The 19,795-nt window shown below is 43.1% G+C and carries 19 protein-coding genes; 13 read left to right on the top strand and 6 right to left on the bottom strand.

What is annotated here, in order from left to right:
- Positions 1-218 precede the first annotated feature (218 nt).
- Entirely contained in the window at positions 219-1,139 is a 921-nt protein-coding gene (locus tag KCV09_RS06385; protein WP_212515694.1) for a LysR family transcriptional regulator, read from the top strand.
- Between the two features lie 115 nt (positions 1,140-1,254).
- Here KCV09_RS06385 and KCV09_RS06380 read toward each other — a convergent pair whose 3' ends face one another.
- Positions 1,255-1,707 (bottom strand): DUF441 domain-containing protein, encoded by a 453-nt coding sequence (locus tag KCV09_RS06380; protein WP_004948191.1) that lies wholly within the window; start codon positions 1,705-1,707, stop codon positions 1,255-1,257.
- Between the two features lie 203 nt (positions 1,708-1,910).
- Between KCV09_RS06380 and KCV09_RS06375 the strand changes: the two genes are divergently transcribed.
- Positions 1,911-2,615, top strand: a complete 705-nt coding sequence (locus tag KCV09_RS06375) for a pseudouridine synthase (protein WP_004938780.1) — start codon at positions 1,911-1,913, stop codon at positions 2,613-2,615.
- Here KCV09_RS06375 and KCV09_RS06370 read toward each other — a convergent pair.
- The 3 genes from KCV09_RS06370 to KCV09_RS06360 all read right to left on the bottom strand — a co-directional run bounded on the left by KCV09_RS06370 (position 2,608) and on the right by KCV09_RS06360 (position 4,502).
- Positions 2,608-3,051 carry a GNAT family N-acetyltransferase gene (locus tag KCV09_RS06370; RefSeq protein WP_004938777.1) on the bottom strand — a complete coding sequence of 148 codons (444 nt, stop codon included), beginning with the start codon at positions 3,049-3,051 and terminating at the stop codon, positions 2,608-2,610. The genes KCV09_RS06375 and KCV09_RS06370 overlap by 8 nt on opposite strands.
- A 93-nt stretch (positions 3,052-3,144) precedes the next feature.
- Positions 3,145-3,474: a type II toxin-antitoxin system RelB/DinJ family antitoxin gene (locus tag KCV09_RS06365; protein ID WP_025095482.1), complete on the bottom strand. Its 330-nt coding sequence runs from the start codon at positions 3,472-3,474 to the stop codon at positions 3,145-3,147.
- 74 nt (positions 3,475-3,548) lie between these two features.
- Complete coding sequence (locus KCV09_RS06360) at positions 3,549-4,502, bottom strand: pseudouridine synthase (RefSeq protein ID WP_212515693.1); 954 nt, start codon at positions 4,500-4,502, stop codon at positions 3,549-3,551.
- 121 nt (positions 4,503-4,623) lie between these two features.
- On the opposite strand from KCV09_RS06360, the gene tsaE reads away from it, so the two are divergent.
- From tsaE to hfq, 4 genes are all read left to right on the top strand, one after another.
- Positions 4,624-5,091 carry a tRNA (adenosine(37)-N6)-threonylcarbamoyltransferase complex ATPase subunit type 1 TsaE gene (tsaE, locus tag KCV09_RS06355; RefSeq protein WP_212515758.1) on the top strand — a complete coding sequence of 156 codons (468 nt, stop codon included), beginning with the start codon at positions 4,624-4,626 and terminating at the stop codon, positions 5,089-5,091.
- Position 5,092: 1 nt separating this feature from the next.
- Positions 5,093-7,057 (top strand): DNA mismatch repair endonuclease MutL, encoded by a 1,965-nt coding sequence (gene mutL / locus KCV09_RS06350; protein WP_212515692.1) that lies wholly within the window; start codon positions 5,093-5,095, stop codon positions 7,055-7,057.
- A gap of 6 nt (positions 7,058-7,063) precedes the next feature.
- The gene (miaA, locus tag KCV09_RS06345; RefSeq protein ID WP_208476562.1) at positions 7,064-8,008 is read left to right on the top strand and encodes a tRNA (adenosine(37)-N6)-dimethylallyltransferase MiaA; all 945 of its coding nucleotides are present in this window, start codon (positions 7,064-7,066) and stop codon (positions 8,006-8,008) included.
- 91 nt (positions 8,009-8,099) lie between these two features.
- Complete coding sequence (hfq, locus tag KCV09_RS06340) at positions 8,100-8,618, top strand: RNA chaperone Hfq (protein WP_004948171.1); 519 nt, start codon at positions 8,100-8,102, stop codon at positions 8,616-8,618.
- A gap of 96 nt (positions 8,619-8,714) precedes the next feature.
- Here the strand turns inward: hfq and KCV09_RS06335 are convergent, their stop codons facing one another.
- Complete coding sequence (locus KCV09_RS06335; RefSeq protein WP_004938760.1) at positions 8,715-10,055, bottom strand: peptidylprolyl isomerase; 1,341 nt, start codon at positions 10,053-10,055, stop codon at positions 8,715-8,717.
- Positions 10,055-12,499 (bottom strand): LPS-assembly protein LptD, encoded by a 2,445-nt coding sequence (locus KCV09_RS06330; RefSeq protein WP_212515757.1) that lies wholly within the window; start codon positions 12,497-12,499, stop codon positions 10,055-10,057. The genes KCV09_RS06335 and KCV09_RS06330 overlap by 1 nt, the downstream gene beginning before the upstream one ends.
- Before the next feature lie 120 nt (positions 12,500-12,619).
- On the opposite strand from KCV09_RS06330, the gene KCV09_RS06325 reads away from it, so the two are divergent.
- From KCV09_RS06325 to lpxK, 7 genes are all read left to right on the top strand, one after another.
- Complete coding sequence (locus tag KCV09_RS06325) at positions 12,620-13,636, top strand: aminoglycoside phosphotransferase family protein (protein WP_151815522.1); 1,017 nt, start codon at positions 12,620-12,622, stop codon at positions 13,634-13,636.
- The gene (gene murU, locus KCV09_RS06320) at positions 13,633-14,337 is read left to right on the top strand and encodes an N-acetylmuramate alpha-1-phosphate uridylyltransferase MurU (RefSeq protein WP_076032172.1); all 705 of its coding nucleotides are present in this window, start codon (positions 13,633-13,635) and stop codon (positions 14,335-14,337) included. The genes KCV09_RS06325 and murU overlap by 4 nt, the downstream gene beginning before the upstream one ends.
- Positions 14,338-14,406: 69 nt before the next feature.
- Positions 14,407-15,045, top strand: a complete 639-nt coding sequence (rsmG, locus tag KCV09_RS06315; RefSeq protein ID WP_004938752.1) for a 16S rRNA (guanine(527)-N(7))-methyltransferase RsmG — start codon at positions 14,407-14,409, stop codon at positions 15,043-15,045.
- Between the two features lie 13 nt (positions 15,046-15,058).
- Positions 15,059-15,841, top strand: a complete 783-nt coding sequence (locus KCV09_RS06310) for a ParA family protein (RefSeq protein ID WP_119690246.1) — start codon at positions 15,059-15,061, stop codon at positions 15,839-15,841.
- Entirely contained in the window at positions 15,838-16,728 is an 891-nt protein-coding gene (locus KCV09_RS06305; protein WP_004938745.1) for a ParB/RepB/Spo0J family partition protein, read from the top strand. Before KCV09_RS06310 ends, KCV09_RS06305 begins: the two co-directional genes overlap by 4 nt.
- Positions 16,729-17,049: 321 nt before the next feature.
- A complete protein-coding gene (msbA, locus tag KCV09_RS06300; RefSeq protein WP_076032173.1) occupies positions 17,050-18,774 on the top strand; it encodes a lipid A export permease/ATP-binding protein MsbA in 1,725 nt (574 codons plus the stop codon).
- A 6-nt stretch (positions 18,775-18,780) separates the two neighbouring features.
- Positions 18,781-19,788 carry a tetraacyldisaccharide 4'-kinase gene (lpxK, locus tag KCV09_RS06295; protein ID WP_151815520.1) on the top strand — a complete coding sequence of 336 codons (1,008 nt, stop codon included), beginning with the start codon at positions 18,781-18,783 and terminating at the stop codon, positions 19,786-19,788.
- The last annotated feature ends 7 nt before the right edge of the window (positions 19,789-19,795 follow it).

The following is a 19,795-nucleotide window of genomic DNA, read 5'->3' as shown; positions in this document are numbered from 1 at the left end:
TAATTCGGTTTTTTATTGCCTTCGCGTTGTTCGATTTTATTGCATTAAATAATGCTGGATGTATAAATCAAAATACATTTAAAATTAGCTGTTTAGAATTAAAGAATCATCATGGTCTGTTTGTCATCCAAACGGTTTCATTTCGATGAGATGCTGAGTCGGGAGCTAACGTTCACAAGATGTTTTCCCTTACGGTTGGTCATATATAGGTTATTTTCATGCTCGAAATTCGACATCTTAAAACTTTGTTAGCACTACGTGAGCATGGGTCATTGGTTGCTGCTGCAAATGATTTATGTTTGACACCATCTGCTATTTCTCATCAATTAAAAGAACTCGATCATTGGTATGGGGTCGAGGTGGTTAATCGGCGCAGTCGTCCAGTCACCTTTTCAAATGTTGGGCAGCGTTTGCTGAAACTTGCAGATGATATTCTGCCGCAAATTCAGATTGCACAAAGTGATATCACCCGTATTGTGCATGGACAAACCGGTCGGATTATTTTTTCTTCTGAGTGTCATAGTTGTTTTGATTGGTTGATGCCATTACTGAATCAGTATCGCCAGCAGTATCCTGATGTTGATCTGGATTTTGCCTCGGGCTTTGAAGCCAATCCACATGAGCTATTGCAAAATGCCGAATTTGATTTGCTCATTACCGCAGATCCGATTGCTCTCAAAGGGGTTGAGTATTTTCCTATTTTTGAATATGAGTCACGTTTGGTCTTGTCAAATACACATCATCTGGTGCGTGCTGAAAAAGTCACTGTGCAGGATTTGGCAGAGGAAACACTGATTACCTATCCGGTCGATAAGCATCGACTTGACATCATGGCGCATCTGTTTCTGCCTGCAAATATTCAACCTAAAGAAATCCGTACCACCGATCTGACTCAAATGCTGATTCAGTTGGTTGCAAGTGGTCGGGGTATTTCGGCATTACCAGACTGGGTGGTGAATGAGTACGAGCAAAAGGGCTGGGTGACGAGTCGACGTCTGGAATGTGTGGCACAGCAAGGGTTGCGCCGTACCTTGTATGCAGGCTTTAGAACTGAGGAAAAAGAAAAAAGTTATTTTGAAGGGTTTTTAAAGCAGTTAGCTAAATTTTCGCAAAAACGCACCAATTATTATGCTGCCTAAATACTCAAGTGCTAGATAGAATTTATTGAATCATCATGGCTTTTTATATAATGCCATGATGATTCAATATGTCATATATAGATGTATTTGCAGCAAGTTTTACTGCCAAGCCTTATTAATTCCACAACACTAATGAGAGTAATCCTGCCGCAATCAGTGGCCCCACCGGAACGCCTCTTAGCAGCGCTACACCTGCAATGGTACCAATTAATAACCCTGCAATAATATCGGGCTGGCTACTCATAAGCTTGACGCCTCGACCGCCTAGCCATGCCACCAGTAAGCCGACGCCGATGGCGAGCAAAGATTTATAGCTAAAAAAGGACTTTAAAATACTTTCGCCACTGAGCTGACCGCTTGCAATTGGAGTCAGTACACCAATGGTCAAAATAATAATGCCAATGTTTAATCCGTGTTGCTGTAAATAGGGGAAGAAAGTATTAAGCGGAGTGAGTTTAAATAAAATTAAAACGCCTACAGCAATGGTCACAGCTGTATTTTGGCTAAAAATTCCACAGGCTAGCAATACCAGTAATACAATTAAATTGACATCAAGCTGAGACAACATCATCAACATCTTTTTATGTAAGCGGGAGCTATAGTGTAGCGCGCTTTGATCATAAGATAAAAATAAACGCTTGATTTAAAAAACCTGGTGTACTTAAAACAAACCTTAACGTCTGCATTTTGAGTGATAACCTCATTCAAGGCATTCACTTTTTTAGCTAATCCGTTAGACTATGCCGAAAATATATCAGGTAAATTTCAGCAATGCTTCTAGAAAAAATGTTGCAATCACAAGGCTTCGGTTCACGTAAACATTGCCAGCAGCTAATTAAAAATGGGCATGTGTCTATAGGAGAGGATACCGTTACCGATTTAAAGTTGCGCGTTCAGACCGAGCACTTGCAGTTCCGTGTATTTGGTGAATCGTATATCTATCGTGAAAAGGTGTATATCGCGCTCAATAAACCACAAGGTTTTGAATGTTCGCATCAACCTCAGCATCATCAGAGTGTATTCAGTTTGCTGCCAGATATTCTGATTGATCGTGGAATAGCAGCAGTTGGACGGCTCGATCAAGATACCACTGGACTACTTTTGTTGACCGATGACGGGCAATTTCTGCATGCCTTAACTCATCCTAAAAAACATGTCCCTAAGGTATATCATGTACACACGGCAGATCCGATTACTGAAGTTCAGCTGAGTCAGCTTGAGCAAGGGGTGGAACTACGTAATGAAACAGGGCTTTTCGCTGCGACCGCGGTTCAACAGCTTGATGAATATCATTTAAGCTTGACGATTCATCAAGGGGTATATCATCAGGTCAAACGCATGATCGCTGCGGTTGGAAATAAAGTTGAATCGCTGCACCGCCAGCAAATCGGGCAGTTGGTTTTACCTGAATTAGCACAAGGGGATTGGATCTATTTGTCTGATGCACAGATTCATTTAGCCAGGCAGTCTACCTAAGAAAACAGTGATAGGTTTGAAATTCCTGATCCAGCACAAAACCCATTTTTTGATATAAACGCATTGATTCGATATTGTTTTTTTGGGTTTCCAACGAGATTCTGAGCGCATTTTCATGGCGTGCAAATAAAATGGCAGTATCGATGAGTTGCTTTGCAGAGCCTTGACGGCGATAAAGTGGCGTAACATACACATCATCTAAAATATAATAGGTCGAGCAGGCGACAGATGAAAAGCCCAAATAAAGCAGAATAAAACCAGTAAAAACATCATTTTTGACATGAATAAAAATGACACTCTGTTTGTTTTCAAAGCGTTGTTTTAAAAAATCATAGGATTGCGTTAAGTTGGATGATGCGCCATAAAACTGACGGTATTCATCAAACAATACCGCGAGTTGATTTAAATCTTCTACAGTGGCTCGTCGAACGATCATGCGATTCTCCAGCTTTATTATTATGTGTCATAGAGAAGAAGCATAACCAAAATCAAATACGAAGAACGTTAAAACTTGTTTAAAACTGCAACATTATGGCGCTTGATCACTCTCACCGAGTAAGGCATTCAGCTCATCAAAAAGTGCTTCATGATCATCCATGAGTAGATCGCTATCGGCTTGATCATTTTCACGTGGCGTAACAGCGGCAGATTGCGACTTAATTTTACGCAATTTGAGGAGCTGCTCCATATCGATGTTTTGATTTTCAATTGCAAAGGGGATAGATTTGGTTAAAACCACCTGCTTGAAAAAAAGACGCACGGCTTGTGCCGGTGTAATCCCCAATTGTTTGAAAACAGCAAAGGCCTGCTTCTTTTCGTGTGAATCAAGTCGAACCTGATAAACTTCTGTTTTTCGCATGAATAAAAACCAAACGATTTTTTAATTTTTAATGGCTTATTCTAAAGCAAGAATTTGTAATTTCAATCTTAAAACTAAAAAATAGCGTGGTTGTCATTACGATCAAATGACAAAGAAAGTGACTGTCTTGAGCAAAAGTACATTTCAGTTTGTGTAATGGGGTCGACAAACTGTAATTCTTTTGCCAAAAGCTGTAAGGGGTTGGAAAAGTCATCGTCGGCTTTGTGTGCCAAAAATGGATAAAGCGGATCGTTCTGGATAGCAAGCCCTAAATGAGCCAAATGCACACGAAGTTGATGCTGTTTTCCGGTTTTGGGGCTTAAACGATATTTTGCCCAATGATTTGAATACTCTAGGCATTCAATCCAAGTTTCACTATTCGGCTCGGCGTCTGGATTGACTTTCATGGTGTAAAACGGCTCACCTTTGCTCATGTTGAGTCGAACTGTGCGAGGAAACTGAAGCGTGTGATAATAAGGGGCGATGGCATGATAGGTTTTTTGCACATCGCGCGCTGCAAATAAAGATTGATACACACCGCGGGATTCAGGTTTTTTACAAAACATCACCACACCCGCCGTTTCACGATCAAGACGATGGATTGGAGTTAGATTGGGAGTTTGGCCACTTTGTTTTAAGCGAACCAGCAGTGTTTCTTGTACATACTTGCCGGTGGGTGTCATGGTTAAAAAATGTGGTTTATCGACCACCAGTAGATGTTCATTTTCAAATAAAATCTCATGCTGGAATGGCACTGCAACTTCATGCGATAAAAAACGATAATAAAAAATATGCTGGTTGGATAAATAGGGGCTAGCTACACTCAGCGTTTGGCCTTGAGCATCGATAATTAGTCCATCATCGAAGCGCTGTTGCCATTCTGAGGCTAATATATGAGGAAAATGCGCACACAGGTAAGCAAAAGTTGTTTCAGGTGGTTTGCCATGCATGGTGGGTAAAAATACTTTGCTGGCACTTACGCCTTGACGAGTAGGAGGAATAAATTCGTGTGCGGTCATGTTGGCCATTTTGGAGATATCGCTAGAGAGTCAGGCTGTTTGAAAAGCAAGCAGCTTTTTACTTGATCATAGGCTTTTAAACATTCAGGATGGTATTATACACAGTCCGATTGAATCATGTATGAGCGTAATGCAGTATTCCCTTCGTTTAACCCTAGCGGATGAACTCGACACACAAAAACTGGCAACAACACTCTCTGCTGTGATCCAAGAAGGTGTGGTGTATTTAATTGGCGATTTAGGCGCAGGCAAAACCACGTTTACTCGTCATTTTCTGCAAGCACTAGGTCATCAGGGGGCAGTAAAAAGTCCAACCTATACCTTGGTCGAGCCGTATCGTATCCAGCAAAAAGAGATATTTCATTTCGACTTGTATCGCCTTAACGATCCCTATGAGCTTGAATTAATGGGAATTCGGGATTATCTGGATGTTCCGCATGCTTTGTTTTTGTTTGAATGGCCATCGAAGGGAGAAAACGAGATTCCAGAGCCAGATATCATTATTCAAATTGAAAAATCTGAAGATGATCTTGAACGATATGTGACGATTGAATTGAATGATGCTCAGCAATACGCACAATTAAAGGACCTCATTTAACATGCTGCAAGAATCCCGCGATCTGCGACGTATTCATACTCTCGATCCTGCGCTGGCCAACCAGATTGCGGCTGGTGAAGTAATTGAGCGGCCTGCATCGGTTGTGAAGGAATTACTTGAAAATGCAATTGATGCAGGCGCAACCGAATTGATCATTCGCGTCGAGCAAGGTGGCGCTACGCTCATTGAAATCATCGACAACGGTCAGGGGATTCATAGTGACGATTTACCGTTGGCGGTAATGCGTCATGCCACAAGTAAGATCAAGACTTCCGATGATTTGCATGCCATCGTAAGTTTGGGATTTCGAGGCGAAGCCTTGGCATCGATTGCCGCCGTATCTCGCTTGACGCTAATGAGTAGTCAATCTGACGATGGCGTCGGGTATCAGGTTGAAGTCAATGGTACAGCCTTTGATCATCAAGCGATTCAACCTGTTGCGCTCAGAAAGGGCACACACATTCGTGTACAGGACTTATTTTTTAATGTTCCTGCGCGGCGTAAATTTTTAAAAAAACCCAGTACCGAATTTGGACATATCGAAGAAATTGTCAGACGTCTGGCACTGACGCATTTTGATATTCGATTTATGTTAGAGCACAACAATCAGGTTCGTTTGAATTTACCTGTAGCAGACAGCGGACAACTGCGTTTTCAGCGTGTTCAGCAACTGCTTGGGCATCAGTTTACTCAAAATGCCTATTGGCTCGATACGCAAAGTATTTCCATGCGATTGTCGGGCTGGTTGGGTCATCCCTCCGACGCGCGCCCACAAGCTGATTTGCAATATGTCTATGTGAATGGCCGTATAGTCAAAGATAAAACCATTTCACATGCACTGCGCATGGCTTACGATGGAATTTTGCATGGTCATCAGTATTCGGCTTATTTACTGTTTTTAGAGGTCGATCCAGAACAAATTGATGTCAATGTACATCCCACCAAGCATGAGATTCGCTTTTTAAACCAGCGTGAAGTGCATGAGTTTGTACGGCATTATGCCAAAGAAACACTCTCACAATTTCAGACCGCAGCGGCCGAGTTGTCTCAGGCCATGAAACCTGAACAATTGTCTATTGAGCGCATGCCGCAGCCGAGCTATCAAGAACAATTTAGTTTGCACCGCGCTGAAACAGCATCAACTCAAGTACCGCATGAGGCCGATCACACACATGCGGCAACTACAGCCGTATCAACAGAGCTGTTAACCGAATTTAATGCCAGTCGGCCCAATTCTGTCGATTATTCGCGACGCCCACAACCTGTGAGTGATCCAGAGTGGCTCAACAATGCCCTTAAAAGTTATCTAGCTCCTTTGCGTGAGCAAACAGAAGCGGTAGAAAATACGGCAGAACGTCAAGCAGAGTCCGAAGTAGATGAGTTTCCGCTGGGAATTGCCATAGCACAATTGCACGGTATTTATATTCTGGCGCAAAATACCGAAGGCCTGATTATTGTTGATATGCATGCTGCACATGAGCGTATTTTATTACAACAGATGAAATCTGCCTGGGATAAGCCCGAGTTTTGGATTTCACAGCAATTGCTCATTCCTAAAGTGGTTTCAATTACACGTATGCAAGCGGCACGGATTGAAGATCTGAAAGATCAGCTGGCGCGATTGGGTCTGGATATTGATCAATATGGTGATGATCAAGCAATTGTGCGTGGAGTTCCGGCCATTTTGCATAAAGCTAATTTTGAGAAACTGATTCCTGAGCTTTTGCATGATCTGGATCCAAATGATCAGGCACAGGCGCTTATGCATAAGCGTGATGCCATTTTGGCTGGCATGGCATGTCACGGTGCAGTTCGTGCACATCGCATGCTGAGTCTGTCTGAAATGAATGCTTTGTTACGTCAAATGGAGCAGACAGAATTCGCCAGTCAGTGTAATCATGGCCGTCCAACATGGCGCGCATTTCCACTTCATCAACTTGACAAGCTTTTTGCTCGAGGAGAATAGTTTTTCATGTCAACTTCTTTGCCCGTAATCAATTTGATGGGGCCGACCGCAAGCGGTAAAACAGCCTTGGCATGTGAACTGTATGAGCAGGGTCAATTTGAACTGATTTCTGTAGATTCTGCATTGATTTATCAAGATATGGATATCGGTACAGCAAAGCCCACCAAAGAAGAGCAGGCACAATATCCGCATCATTTAATTGATATTATTACACCGCTAGAAGTGTATTCTGCTGCGCAATTTGTCGATGATGCCACGCGCTTGATCGACCAGTGTCATCAGCAAGGCAAAACGCCTATTTTAGTTGGTGGAACCATGCTGTACTTTAAGGCCTTACTTGAAGGACTGTCAAGCAATCTTCCAAGTGCAAATGCTGATATTCGGGCGGAAATTGAACAGCAGGCTGCGCTTGAAGGGTGGGAAACTGTGCATGAACAATTGCGCAAAGTGGATCCGACCGCAGGTGAAAAGTTTAATGTATCTGATCGCCAGCGTATTATTCGCGCACTAGAAGTCTATCGATTGACTGGTATACCGATTACGCAATTACAAATGGAGCAACCGAAAAATTTACCATATCGTTACACATTTCATAACTATGCTTTGCTGCCAGATCGGGTAGAATTACATCAGCGAATTGAGCAAAGATTGCTCAAAATGTGGGATATCGGTTTTTTAAATGAGGTGGAAGCTTTAATTAAAAAATACGATTTGAATGAAAATTTACCTTCAATGCGGTCTGTCGGGTATCGTCAAGCACTCGATTTTCTGTTAAAAAGTGATAAAAGTCACATAAATAGGAGGGAAATGGAAGATAAGGCATTATTCGCGACACGACAACTTGCGAAACGTCAATACACTTGGTTACGTTCGTTGCAAGAAAAGCACTATTTTAAAACTTATTTAACTATAAAGCAGGCTCAACAAGACTTGCGAAACTCTTATGGATAAAGCAAAATTTACATACTATCTTTTTTATAAATTTTAATTGAAAAATAAAGATGGTTTTTTGCGCTGATTTTAATTTTTTTGGAGTTATAAAATGTCTAAAGGTCAAACATTACAAGATCCGTTCTTAAATTCTCTCCGTAAAGAACGTATTCCTGTGTCAATCTTTCTTGTGAATGGTATTAAATTACAAGGTCACATTGAATCTTTCGACCAATACGTAGTGTTGCTAAAAAATACGGTAAGCCAAATGGTTTACAAGCATGCAATTTCAACTGTAGTTCCTGCACGTAACCCACGTCCAGCAGGCGCGCCAGCTGGTGCACCACAAGGTGGTTTTGGTGGTCAGGGTGGTGGCTTCGGCGGTCAAGGTAGCGGCTTCGGCGGTCAAGGTGGTGGCTTCGGTGGTCAAGGTGGCTTCGGTGGTCAAGGTGGCTTTGGTGGTCAAGGCGGCGGCTTCGGCGGTCAAGGCGGCTTCGGTGGTCAAGGTGGCTTTGGTGGTCAAGGAGGCGGCTTCGGTGGTCAAGGTGGCTTCGGCGGTCAAGGCGCTTCTGGCTTTGACAACGATACAAAATTCGAAGATGGACAGGACGACGATTCTAACAACCGTTAATCTGTTTCAATAAAAAAACCTCAGTCAATATGACTGAGGTTTTTTTTATCTAAAATATAAAAAAAGAACCAGCATTTGGCTGGTTCTATTAAATGATTACTGTGCTGCTATGGCTTTTGCTCGCTGCAATTTTGTATCAAGTTCCGGATCCTTGATTTGTACATACGCATGGGCACGTACTTCACGCAACCAGCTATCCAGTTCACTATCAAACTGTCGCTCACCCAAGATCTGGCGTGCCATACGTTCTTGATATTCTTGAGTCATGTCTTTTTCACGAACGCCAGTGACTTCAAGAATATGCCATCCATATTGAGTCTGGAATGGCTGGCTAATTTGTCCGACTGGTGTATTTTTCATTTTCTCTTCGAACTGTGGCACCATACTGCCCGGCGTTACCCAGCCCAAACTTCCGCCATCACGTGCTGAGCCTGTATCAGAAGAGTAGGTTGCGGCGAGTGTGGTAAAGTCTTCACCCGACTTTAAACGATTATAAATGCTATCAATAGTTTGTTTGGCCATATCCGGACTGATGACTTCAGACGGCTGAATTAAAATATGGCGCGTCTGGTATTGGGTCACCATGGCTTTTTGATCGCTACTTTTTCGTTCGATCAATTTCAAAACATGAATGCCATCACGAACATTAATCAGCTCGGTAGTTTGACCTTGCTGAAGTGGACTAACACGCGCAGCTAATTCGGAAGGCAGGTCGGCAAGATCACGGTATCCCATGTCCGCACCTTCGACCTTAACGTCTTTGGTTGAGAATTTTTTACCAATCGCTGCAATGTCATTACTTTCATTCAAGGCTTGTTTTACATCTTGCGCAACTTTGGCAAGCTGCTGCGGATCTACTCCTTGTTGGGCAGAGATACGCGCATGAATAACATGAACCTGACTACCAAGCATTGCCTGACCTTGAGGCGACTTCAAAAAGTTTTCAACGTCTTGATCACTAATTTTGATACGTGACATGACTTGCTGCTGACGTAAGCGATTGATTGCCAAATCTTGACTGATACGAGCACGCAGTGCTGCATAAGTTCCCGGTGCTATACCATCGAGTTTCTGTTGAAAGGCAGGGAGTGATTTAATACCTGACTGACCAGCCACTTTGAGTACAGCATCATTGAGTGTGTTTTCATCAATCTTGATGTTATAACGTTTCACCATTTCAAGTTGGGCTTCACGTAAAATCAACTGATCAAGCACCTGACGTTGCAAGAAGTTTTGTGGTGGAAGCCCTTTTTTTTGTGCTTCAAGCTGGTGTGTTGCTTCAGTGACACCTTGATCTAAATCGCTTTTAAGAATGACGCTATTGTCCACAATTGCAACGACTTCGTCTGTTGGCGCTGCAAAACTTTGCATTGATGAAGAAACAACCAGAGCCAGCGCGGTTGTTTTAAATAACTGTTTCAAATACTTTGTCTTCATTAACGTTGTGTCCAAGATTGATTAATTTCTTTAAAGCCTAAAACGCGATTTTCCAATAAAGAAGCTAACTTGTTGTTTAAGCCGCCTAATCCTTTAAATGTGATTTCTGCCATCACCGCGCGCTTAACGTTGACGTTCGGATCTTTCGGATCGTCTAGATCGTTGTAGTAAGAACGGCCGTAAACAGAAACCGCATAACAACATGATTCATAATTTACGCCAAGCAGGTATTCACGTGCGACGTTGTTTCTGAAGTCATATTGAACATGGCCCATAATACGCCAGTTGTTCTTGATTGGTTGTACAAATGATGCAACAGCCGCATCGTACGCCACTTGACGATCTACAATTTCCTTGCGGTTAAAGTAACCAACGTTATAAAGATTTCCGTTGTCACCTGTGAAATAGGCTTGGAAATCGTGCTGAGAATTATTGCCATTAGACATCCATGCCGAGTTGGCACTTACTGTAAACTTGTTTGTCAGCTGGCTCGAGATACTGACAATCGGCCCTGATGTTTTAGACGTATCTTCAGTGTCAGTGCTGTTTGTTAGCGTCACACGGCGATCAGAGAAATAAAAACTTTGGCCAACACCTGCACGAATTCGTTCAAGGCCTTCGGTATCAAACAAGCTATAGCTAACGCCCAGAGAAAGGAAGTTGTTGTCTTCTAAACGGTCATGACCATAAAAACGATACGGGCTAAAGAGCTGATCGTAGCTGATTGAAGCAGATGTGGTATCAAAGTTGGCATAGCCATTTTGACTTTCATACGGCGCGTATGCATAAAATGCACGTGGTGTAATGGTTTGAAGGTACTTACCATCACGCTGGAAAATCAAACCTGAATCGAGGGTAAACTGCGGTACGACGACCGACTTAGTTTCCGAGCTGGCATCTAGGTTTTGTGAGGCGATACTGTCTTTATCATAGAAAGTATTGATGCTTCGAACAGAAGCTTCTGGAATCACAAAGGCCCAAGGGGTGCGGTAGTTATAACGCACTGCAAACTGGTTATACAAACGCGTACCGCTGCTTTCTTGTGCAGAGTTGTCATTAATCGATTTTTTGAAATACGCGGTGTCGTTGTTATATTCATATTGCAAACCAAGCGGATTGCCCGTCACATAGTTGAGCAAGAACTGCGGCAAGCGTGCATAAGGCTTGTCTGCATCCAAAATGGTTTTATCTAAAGTTTGATAGTCTTCAACTTTTAACTGCGCAGTCAGGCCAGGAATTTGATTTTTATACTTTAGAGTGACCGCACGGCGTAGATTCAAATCGGTTTTAGAATCTGGATTGGTATCTAAGTCAGTGATGTAATCTTTATCAGAGGCGTAGTGATATTCTGCATCTGCCGTTAAATAATCGTTAATTTGCCATTTGTGCAAAAGGTTAAAATCTTTACGATCTTGATTATTGTATCGATCATCACTTGGTAAGTAGCCACCCCAGATTTTACCTTGACCATAATTCTCGGTGAGGTATCTAAATTCGCCTTGCATCATCATGCCACGATCTGAAATATATCGCGGAGTAACCGTTGCATCGTAATTTGGCGCAAGATTCAAATAAACCGGTACGGTGAGTTCAAGCCCACCATCGTTTGAGAAACCCAGGTTTGGGTTAAGAATCCCGGTGGTTCGGCGGTCATCAATCGGGAAATTAAAATACGGTACTGCCAAAACAGGGACATCTTTTACATATAACTTGGTGCCTTTGGTTACACCACGCCCGGTTTCCTGATTTAGTTCAATTTCTTTGGCTTGAATTTTCCAAGTTGGCTTTTGCTCGGGTGGGCAAGTGGTATAGGTGGCATTGTGCAGCACCAGTACATCCGGTGAGGTACGCTGAATCAGGTCTGCACGGCCATGCGCATGTTGCTGCTCAGAAATGTAATAGCTATTTTTTAAATCACCTTGCTGGGTTTTCAGGTTGTAATTAACCTGATCGCTTTTGGCCAGCAATCCAGCTTGTGCAAGCTGCACATTCCCTTGCGCGTTGGCATAGGTTTGGCTTTTATCGATCGTGACTTTATCGGCACGCACAGATCGGCCTTGCTGATCAATCAGGACATTGCCTTCAAGTTCTGAATCGCCATTCGGATTGTAATGTGCATAGTCTGCTGTGACTGTAGATGTGGCCTCTTTAGGGTCAACAGCTTGTGTGGTCGGACTGATCGGGGTAATCCAGGTGCCGCTACAAAAAGCGGAACTCAATGATTTGGTATCACGCACCTGAGCTTCTGGAGATGATTTCTCGACATAATACTGCTCAAAAAACTCTTGTCCCGGATAGGCTTTTTGAATGCTGTCCTTGAGTCTTTTATTGTCCACAGTCGAAGCTGTATCGTTGGCTTCAGCATAGCTTGATTGTATGGTGCTACCACACAAAAGTGTAAAAATAGCAGCTGCTAACGGATTAAATTTAAACTGATACTTCATTTGTGTCATTAACCAAGTATGCTAAAACGCAATTAATTATTGTCGCATCATAGAGAAAAAGTTTATAAGTGGCTACACTTAGAACTTCAAAATCTCAGCCCGTTTTAGATTTTATTGCAAATGAATACACAACGTGAACAATTGATACATATCTGGCTTACTTCGATTCTAAATTCAAGCGATTTTAGAATTCAATTTCTTGCCGGAGACGCAAGTTTTCGCCGTTATGCGCGAGTCGAATACAAAAATAATACCTATATGTTAATGGATGCGCCACCAGAAAAAGAAGATTGTGTGCCATTTGTCCAAATTGACGAGTTTTTTGATCGGCATGGTGTTCGTGTTCCGCATATTGTGGCCAAAGATCTAGCTCAAGGTTTTTTATTGCTTGAAGATTTTGGCGATGTGTTGCTTTCGACTTTACTTAATGACCAGACAGTTGATGCCTACTATTTACAGTCGTTTAAGCAGCTCATTCACTTGCAATCGATACCGCCACAAGATCAATTTCCAGTATATAGCTACGAAAAATTGATGGCAGAAATGCATTTACTCACCGAGTGGATGCTGCCTGCGCTGGAGATTCAGCCTGATTCAGATGAGCAACAATTGATTCAGCAGACCTTTGATTTGCTCGCCAAAAATGCACTGACTCAGCCACAAGTCATTGTGCATCGAGATTTTCACAGCCGTAACCTCATGAAACTGGGCAATGAAGAGACACTCGGTGTGATTGACTTTCAGGATGCAGTAATTGGTGCTGACACGTATGATTTGATCTCGATCACACGTGATGCTTACGTACAGTGGGACCCAAGCCGTGTTTACCAATGGTTTGAAACTTTTTATACGTTGTTGCCAGCTCAAGTAAAAGTAGCGCGTAGTTTTGAAACCTTTAAGCGTGATGCTGACTGGATGGCCATTCAGCGACACATCAAAATTTTAGGGATTTTTGTGCGCTTATTTGTACGTGACGGTAAATCAGGATATTTGAAAGATCTTCCGCGAGTCATGTGGTATTTGCTGGAAGAAAGTCAGCCTTACCCAGAACTTGCCGAATTTAGACGTTATATGATGGAACAAGTTTTACCTAAGTTTGAAGAAACTTACGGCACCTTTGAGAGTGTTGCAGCATGAAGGCGATGATTTTGGCCGCCGGACTCGGCAATCGCATGCGCCCATTGACCCTGCACACGCCTAAACCGTTACTTCAGGTTGGCGGCAAACCGTTAATCGTATGGCATATTGAAAAGCTCAAAAAAGTCGGTATTACTGATATTGTCATCAATACGGCATGGCTTGCAGATAAACTGGTCGAGGCGCTTGGAGATGGTGCTGCTCTGGGGGTAAATATCCTCTGGTCGCATGAAGGTGAAGGGCTTGAAACGGCAGGTGGAATTATTCGAGCATTACCGCTTTTGGGGCAAGATCCCTTTTTGCTGGTTAATGGCGATGTCTGGACCACCATGGCGTTTAATGAACTTACTGAAATTGAACTGCATGATAATTTGGTGCATCTGGTTTTGGTCGATAATCCTGTGCAGCATCCAAGAGGTGACTTTATACTGGCCAAACAGCGCGCCTTTACCTTTGAGCAGGCAGTAGCGGGAGAGGCATTGACCTATAGTGGTTTGGCGGTAATATCGCCTCAACTGTTTGCGGGTTTAAGTGACGGCAAAAGACCTTTGGCACCTTTATTGCAAAAAGCCATGCTTGATGGACGCGCAAGCGCACAGAAAATGCAGGCAGATTGGGTTGATGTAGGTACCCCAGAGCGATTAAGCCTGTTAGATCAACAAATTAAGCAAGGTTTCTACAGTCAACTGTGTATTCACTAAGCGGTAGAGACTAGGCGTAGACCGAGAAATCGGTATACTTCCCCTAAATTTTCAAGATGTGAAGCGGATATGCATCCATTTTTCCAAGAGTTAAAACAGGGCAGTCAGTCCCTTGGGTTGAATCTAAGCGATGATGCTTTAGGATTGTTATTAAAGTATCAAGATGCCTTGGTATTATGGAACAAGGCATATAACCTGACCGCAATTCGAGATCCAAAAGAAATGCTGGTCAAGCACTTGCTTGATAGTTTAAGCATTTTAAAAGATTTACCAGCAGGGCGTCTTTTAGATGTTGGTACAGGCGGCGGAATGCCTGGCATGATTGTTGCCTTGTGTCAGCCTGAGCGTGATTGTGTATTGCTCGATTCGAACGGTAAAAAAATTCGTTTTCTCAAGCAATTTATTGCAGATTTAAAATTAAAAAATGTCATTGCAGTACAAACCCGCGTTGAAAACGAAGATTCGATCCAAGATTTGGGTAAATTTGATGTGGTGACCAGTCGTGCTTTTGCATCGCTGTCAGATTTTGTTGCGGCAGCACGTCCGTATATGCACGATTCAACTGTAATTGCAGCAATGAAAGGCTTGGTACCGACCGAAGAGGCCGAACAGTTAAAAACTGAATTTTCATGTCAAGTGATCGAACTGCGTGTTCCACGTTTGGACGAGCAGCGTCATTTGCTTTTATTGCAACAATTAAAAAATTAAGTTTGGGGTTCTCATGGCTCAGATTATTGCGATTGCAAACCAGAAGGGTGGCGTAGGTAAAACCACGACAGCTGTAAATCTGGCGGCCTCTTTAGCGGTATTGAAAAAACGGGTATTGCTGGTGGATATGGATTCACAGGGTAATGCCACAATGGGGTCGGGTGTTCAAAAAAATGACCTGTTGTATTCAGTAACAGATGTTTTACTGGGTGAAGTTCCGATTGAAACCGCTATTACCAAGGCTGAGGTCGGCTACAAAGTTTTAGGTTCTAACCGTGACTTGGCAGGCGTCGAATTGGCAATTGCAGAGCAGGATGGTCGCGAGTTTATTCTAAAAAAAGCGCTAGATACCGTTCGTGATAAGTTTGATTACATTGTGATCGACTGTGCACCAAGTTTGAGTCTCATTACAGTCAATGCGCTTGCTGCGGTCGATAGTGTGATCATTCCGATGCAGTGCGAATATTATGCGCTAGAAGGTCTGGCTGACTTAACCCAGACTATTGATCGTATTCAGCAGGCGCTCAATCCGAATTTGCAGATCACTGGTGTCTTGCGTACCATGTATGATGCTCGAAACGCACTGACACGTGATGTATCGGCAGAGCTTGAGCAGTTCTTTGGTAAAAAGCTTTACGATACGGTTATTCCGCGTAATGTTCGATTGGCCGAGGCGCCTGCACACGGCTTGCCGATTATTTACTTTGAAAAAAGTTCTAAAGGCGCGATAGCGTATTTAAACTTGGCTGCCGAAATGTTGAAGAAAAGCAAAGTGAAAAAAGGAACCAGCGCATGACCACAAAAAAACGAGGTTTGGCAAAAGGTCGCGGACTCGATGCATTACTTGGTTCGATTCAAAAAGAAAAACTCCAGCTTGAAGCACAGGCAATTGATCATGGTCAGCTAAAACAAGTCGATGTTGATCTGTTAAAACGTGGTGAGTATCAACCACGCCGATTTATTCAAGAACAAGATTTAAAAGAGCTTGCAGCATCAATTGAAAAACATGGTGTGATGCAGCCGATCGTGATTCGTCCGATTCAAGATGATCAGTTTAGTTATGAAATTATCGCGGGTGAGCGTCGCTGGCGTGCAGCACAGTTGGCTGGATTGAAACAGGTTCCTGCAATTGTTCGTGATTTAAATGATCAGGTTGCCATTGCATTGGCTCTGATTGAAAATATCCAGCGTCAAGATCTCAATCCAATTGATCAAGCCTTGGCATTGCAACGCTTTCATGACGAATTTGGTCTGAGTCATCAGGAAATTGCTGAAACGGTGGGCAAGGCAAGAACAACAGTCAGCAATCTTCTGCGTTTACTCAGTCTCGATGATGTGATTAAAGACTTCATGCAAGAAGGGCAACTCGACATGGGTCATGCCCGTGCCATTCTGGCCTTGAAGGCAAAAGATCAAATTGCGATTGCAAAAGTCATCATTGATAAAAACCTGTCGGTTCGTCAAACTGAACAGTTGGTTCGCGAGTGGAATCAACCGAAACAGTCAAAGCCTAAAGAGGCAACACCACCAGATATTGAGCAATTAACCCAGCGTTTATCTGAGCGTTTTGGTGCTCAGGTTAAAATTGACCACAACAAACAAGGTAAAGGTAAGTTGGTAATTCAGTACCATTCACTTGATGAGCTAGATGGTATTCTCACCCTGTGTTTGCCAGATGCGTAATTGTTTGGTTTAAATACGCGGACTGATTTGCTATAGCTTTTCTGTATGAAATAAGGCGTCGATATGAACGGTATTGATGCCTTATTTTTATTGAAAATTCATACTTTTTTAAGCTTAAGACAACAACATCTGCCACCAAAACCATACGGTGCAAGTATTGAAGTATGTTAAACTCCAGCTCGCATCTAGTATGTTTATTTGTTCAAGGTGAATGTTGGTGGTTTACACTGCTGTTGTTAGCTCATTGAGATGAGTGAAGCAAGCTAAGGAACGCTAAGCACTACTTGATATTATGCTAGTGCCGAATTAGAGGTTGATTGAGTGAAGCAAGATTTTAAGGTTTATGTACGTCTAATATCCTATTTAAAACCTTATTGGGGTATCGCTTTGTTGGTGCTGATTGGTTTTGGTTTAAATGCCGCAACCGAAGTATCAGTCGCAAAACTCTTAAAATATATTATTGATGCCATTCAACTCGGTAGTCGAGAAGACTTAGACTGGTTTCCTTTGCTAATTGTATTACTGGTCTTCTTCCGTGGTCTTGGCTTGTTTATGGGTGGGTACTACACCGCGGTGATTTCGCGTCGACTCATTTTTAGTATTCGACAAGAAGTTTATGCCAAGCTTATGCGTTTGCCCTCGCAGTACTACCTCGACAATTCCTCTGGGCATATCTCTGCCAAGATCATGTACAACGTCGAGCAACTCACGGCAGCTTCCTCTGAATCATTAAAAATTATGGTGAAAGATGGCTTGGTGACCATGGGGTTATTGGGTTATCTGCTCTACACCAACTGGCGTCTTACGCTATGTATCTTTATTTTTATGCCGATTATTGGCTTTTTGGTGCGTAAAGCATCGAAGCGCATGCGTAAACTGTCTATACAGGTGCAAAACACCATGGGCGATGTGAACCATGTGGTTCAAGAAAGTATCGCGGGTCAGGCCGTGGTCAAAAGCTTTGCAGGTGAAGCTTCAGAACAAAAGCGTTTTTATACGTCATCTGAAGACAACTTAAAGCGCGGCTTGAAAATGGTGATCGTGCAAAATCTAAACAGTCCGCTGGTTCAGTTGGTCATGGCGATGGCGATGAGCTTGATTGTATGGTTGGCACTTCGTCCACAAATTTTAGGCGATACCTCTGCGGGTGAATTTGTGGCATATATTACCGCAGCGGGACTTTTGGCTAAGCCTGTAAAGAACTTGACCGATGTCAATGAAAAACTTCAGCGCGGTATTGCGGCGGCGTATTCGGTATTTGAAGTACTCGATTTGCCGACAGAAGAAAATAAAGGTGTATTAACGCCAAAACTTGAAGGCGGTGTACGCTTTGATCATGTGACACTTGAATATGCAGCCGGTGTAAAGGCCATTCAAGATTTTACATTGGATATTCAGGCAGGCCAAACCATTGCTTTGGTTGGTCGTTCGGGGGCAGGTAAAACCTCTTTGGTGAATTTGTTGGTCCGCTTTCAGGAAACCACTTCGGGTGGGCTATATCTTGATGGTATTCCAATTCGAGATATTGAGCTCTCGGTGTTGCGTCAGCAAGTGGCGATGGTGAATCAGCAGGTGGTGTTGTTCAACCGTTCAGTGCGTGAAAACATTGCTTATGGCCAGCTTGAAGGTGCGGCAGATGAAGATATCATCGCGGCAGCAAAAGCCGCCTATGCGCACGAATTTATTATGAATTTACCTCAAGGCTACGACACGGTACTCGGTGCTCAAGGCCTGAATCTTTCTGGCGGTCAGCGCCAGCGTATTGCCATTGCACGTGCAATTTTAAAAAATGCGCCAATCTTGATTTTGGATGAAGCGACCAGTGCGCTAGATAATGAATCCGAGCATTTCATTCAAAAAGCCTTTGATGAAGCGATGCAAAATCGAACCACACTGGTGATTGCGCATCGTCTGTCCACCATTGAAAATGCCGACATGATTGTGGTGATGGATAAAGGACAGATTGTTGAAAAAGGTACACATCAAGAGCTGTTAGATAAACAGGGCGCTTACTTCCAGTTGCATCAGCGTAATTTTGAGGAATAAAGATTCATGTCTCTGGCACAGATCATTCAAGATGCATGGAACCGTCAAGCCAAATGGTTGGTGTTGCTGCGTCCACTGTCTTGGTTGTATTGTGCCGGTTCAAAGCTAAATAAATCTTTATTCGATACAAAACTGAAATCGGTATATCGTGCGCCGCTACCTGTACTGGTGATTGGGAATATTACGGTAGGAGGAAGCGGCAAGACGCCATTACTGATTCGGTTGGTCAACTATTTGCAGCTCAAGGGCGTCCGCGTGGGTGTAATTAGTCGGGGTTATGGTGCTGAAGGCCCGTTTCCGGCGCTGGTTACTCAAACCTCGACACCCGAACAAGTGGGTGATGAACCTTGTTTAATTGTTCAGTCTACCCATGTGCCGATGGCTGTCGGCCCGAATCGTCAAGCATCAACCGAATTACTCATCAAACATCATCAGCTTGATCTGATTATTAGTGATGATGGATTACAGCACTGGGCGCTGGCACGTGATCTGGAGTGGATTGTGCTGGATTTAAACCGCGGTTTGGGCAATGAAAAATTATTGCCCGAAGGATTTCTACGGGAGTCCAAACAGCGCTTGGTTGGCGCGACAGTAATCGAGCATGGTCATGCGTCTAAGTCGCCGTTGAATATGTTTTTACAGCCAAGTGAACCTTATTTAATGTCGCCTGCCCATGATGTCTCTCTTTTTAATCCTCATGAGAGTTTTTATGCAGTGGTGGGGATTGGTTTTCCGCAGCGGTTTTATACTACTTTAGAGTCGATGGGAATCCATGATTTTCAATGTCATGAGTTTCCAGACCATCACGACTACCAACTGGCAGATCTTGAATTTGACGATCGGCACGCCATTATTACCACTGAAAAAGATGCTGTAAAATTACTGCCCTTGCTAAAACAGCACCCGGAATTTAGTCGAAAAATTTGGGTGGTTCCCGTCGAGGCAGTTTTATCCGACGCCTGCTACACTTTGCTCGAAGAGCAGCTTACAACACTTGGAATTCGCTTTTCTTAGGACATTC

This window comes from Acinetobacter soli, from assembly GCF_018139125.1.
Lineage (GTDB): Bacteria > Pseudomonadota > Gammaproteobacteria > Pseudomonadales > Moraxellaceae > Acinetobacter > Acinetobacter soli.
The sequence above is the reverse complement of the archived record's forward strand: the minus strand, read 5'-3'. Positions and strand labels throughout refer to the sequence as shown.

Bases quoted from the DNA above. Each gene is read 5' to 3' on its own strand.
- lpxK (WP_151815520.1), top strand. From the start codon at position 18,781: ATGTCTCTGGCACAGATCATTCAAGATGCATGGAACCGTCAAGCCAAA.
- miaA (WP_208476562.1), top strand. From the start codon at position 7,064: ATGTCAACTTCTTTGCCCGTAATCAATTTGATGGGGCCGACCGCAAGC.
- KCV09_RS06325 (WP_151815522.1), top strand. From the start codon at position 12,620: ATGAATACACAACGTGAACAATTGATACATATCTGGCTTACTTCGATT.
- KCV09_RS06310 (WP_119690246.1), top strand. From the start codon at position 15,059: ATGGCTCAGATTATTGCGATTGCAAACCAGAAGGGTGGCGTAGGTAAA.
- mutL (WP_212515692.1), top strand. From the start codon at position 5,093: ATGCTGCAAGAATCCCGCGATCTGCGACGTATTCATACTCTCGATCCT.
- KCV09_RS06380 (WP_004948191.1), bottom strand. From the start codon at position 1,707: ATGTTGTCTCAGCTTGATGTCAATTTAATTGTATTACTGGTATTGCTA.
- KCV09_RS06330 (WP_212515757.1), bottom strand. From the start codon at position 12,499: ATGAAGTATCAGTTTAAATTTAATCCGTTAGCAGCTGCTATTTTTACA.
- KCV09_RS06370 (WP_004938777.1), bottom strand. From the start codon at position 3,051: ATGATCGTTCGACGAGCCACTGTAGAAGATTTAAATCAACTCGCGGTA.
- KCV09_RS06360 (WP_212515693.1), bottom strand. From the start codon at position 4,502: ATGGCCAACATGACCGCACACGAATTTATTCCTCCTACTCGTCAAGGC.
- hfq (WP_004948171.1), top strand. From the start codon at position 8,100: ATGTCTAAAGGTCAAACATTACAAGATCCGTTCTTAAATTCTCTCCGT.
- KCV09_RS06365 (WP_025095482.1), bottom strand. From the start codon at position 3,474: ATGCGAAAAACAGAAGTTTATCAGGTTCGACTTGATTCACACGAAAAG.
- KCV09_RS06385 (WP_212515694.1), top strand. From the start codon at position 219: ATGCTCGAAATTCGACATCTTAAAACTTTGTTAGCACTACGTGAGCAT.
- murU (WP_076032172.1), top strand. From the start codon at position 13,633: ATGAAGGCGATGATTTTGGCCGCCGGACTCGGCAATCGCATGCGCCCA.
- KCV09_RS06335 (WP_004938760.1), bottom strand. From the start codon at position 10,055: ATGAAGACAAAGTATTTGAAACAGTTATTTAAAACAACCGCGCTGGCT.
- rsmG (WP_004938752.1), top strand. From the start codon at position 14,407: ATGCATCCATTTTTCCAAGAGTTAAAACAGGGCAGTCAGTCCCTTGGG.
- KCV09_RS06305 (WP_004938745.1), top strand. From the start codon at position 15,838: ATGACCACAAAAAAACGAGGTTTGGCAAAAGGTCGCGGACTCGATGCA.
- KCV09_RS06375 (WP_004938780.1), top strand. From the start codon at position 1,911: ATGCTTCTAGAAAAAATGTTGCAATCACAAGGCTTCGGTTCACGTAAA.
- tsaE (WP_212515758.1), top strand. From the start codon at position 4,624: ATGCAGTATTCCCTTCGTTTAACCCTAGCGGATGAACTCGACACACAA.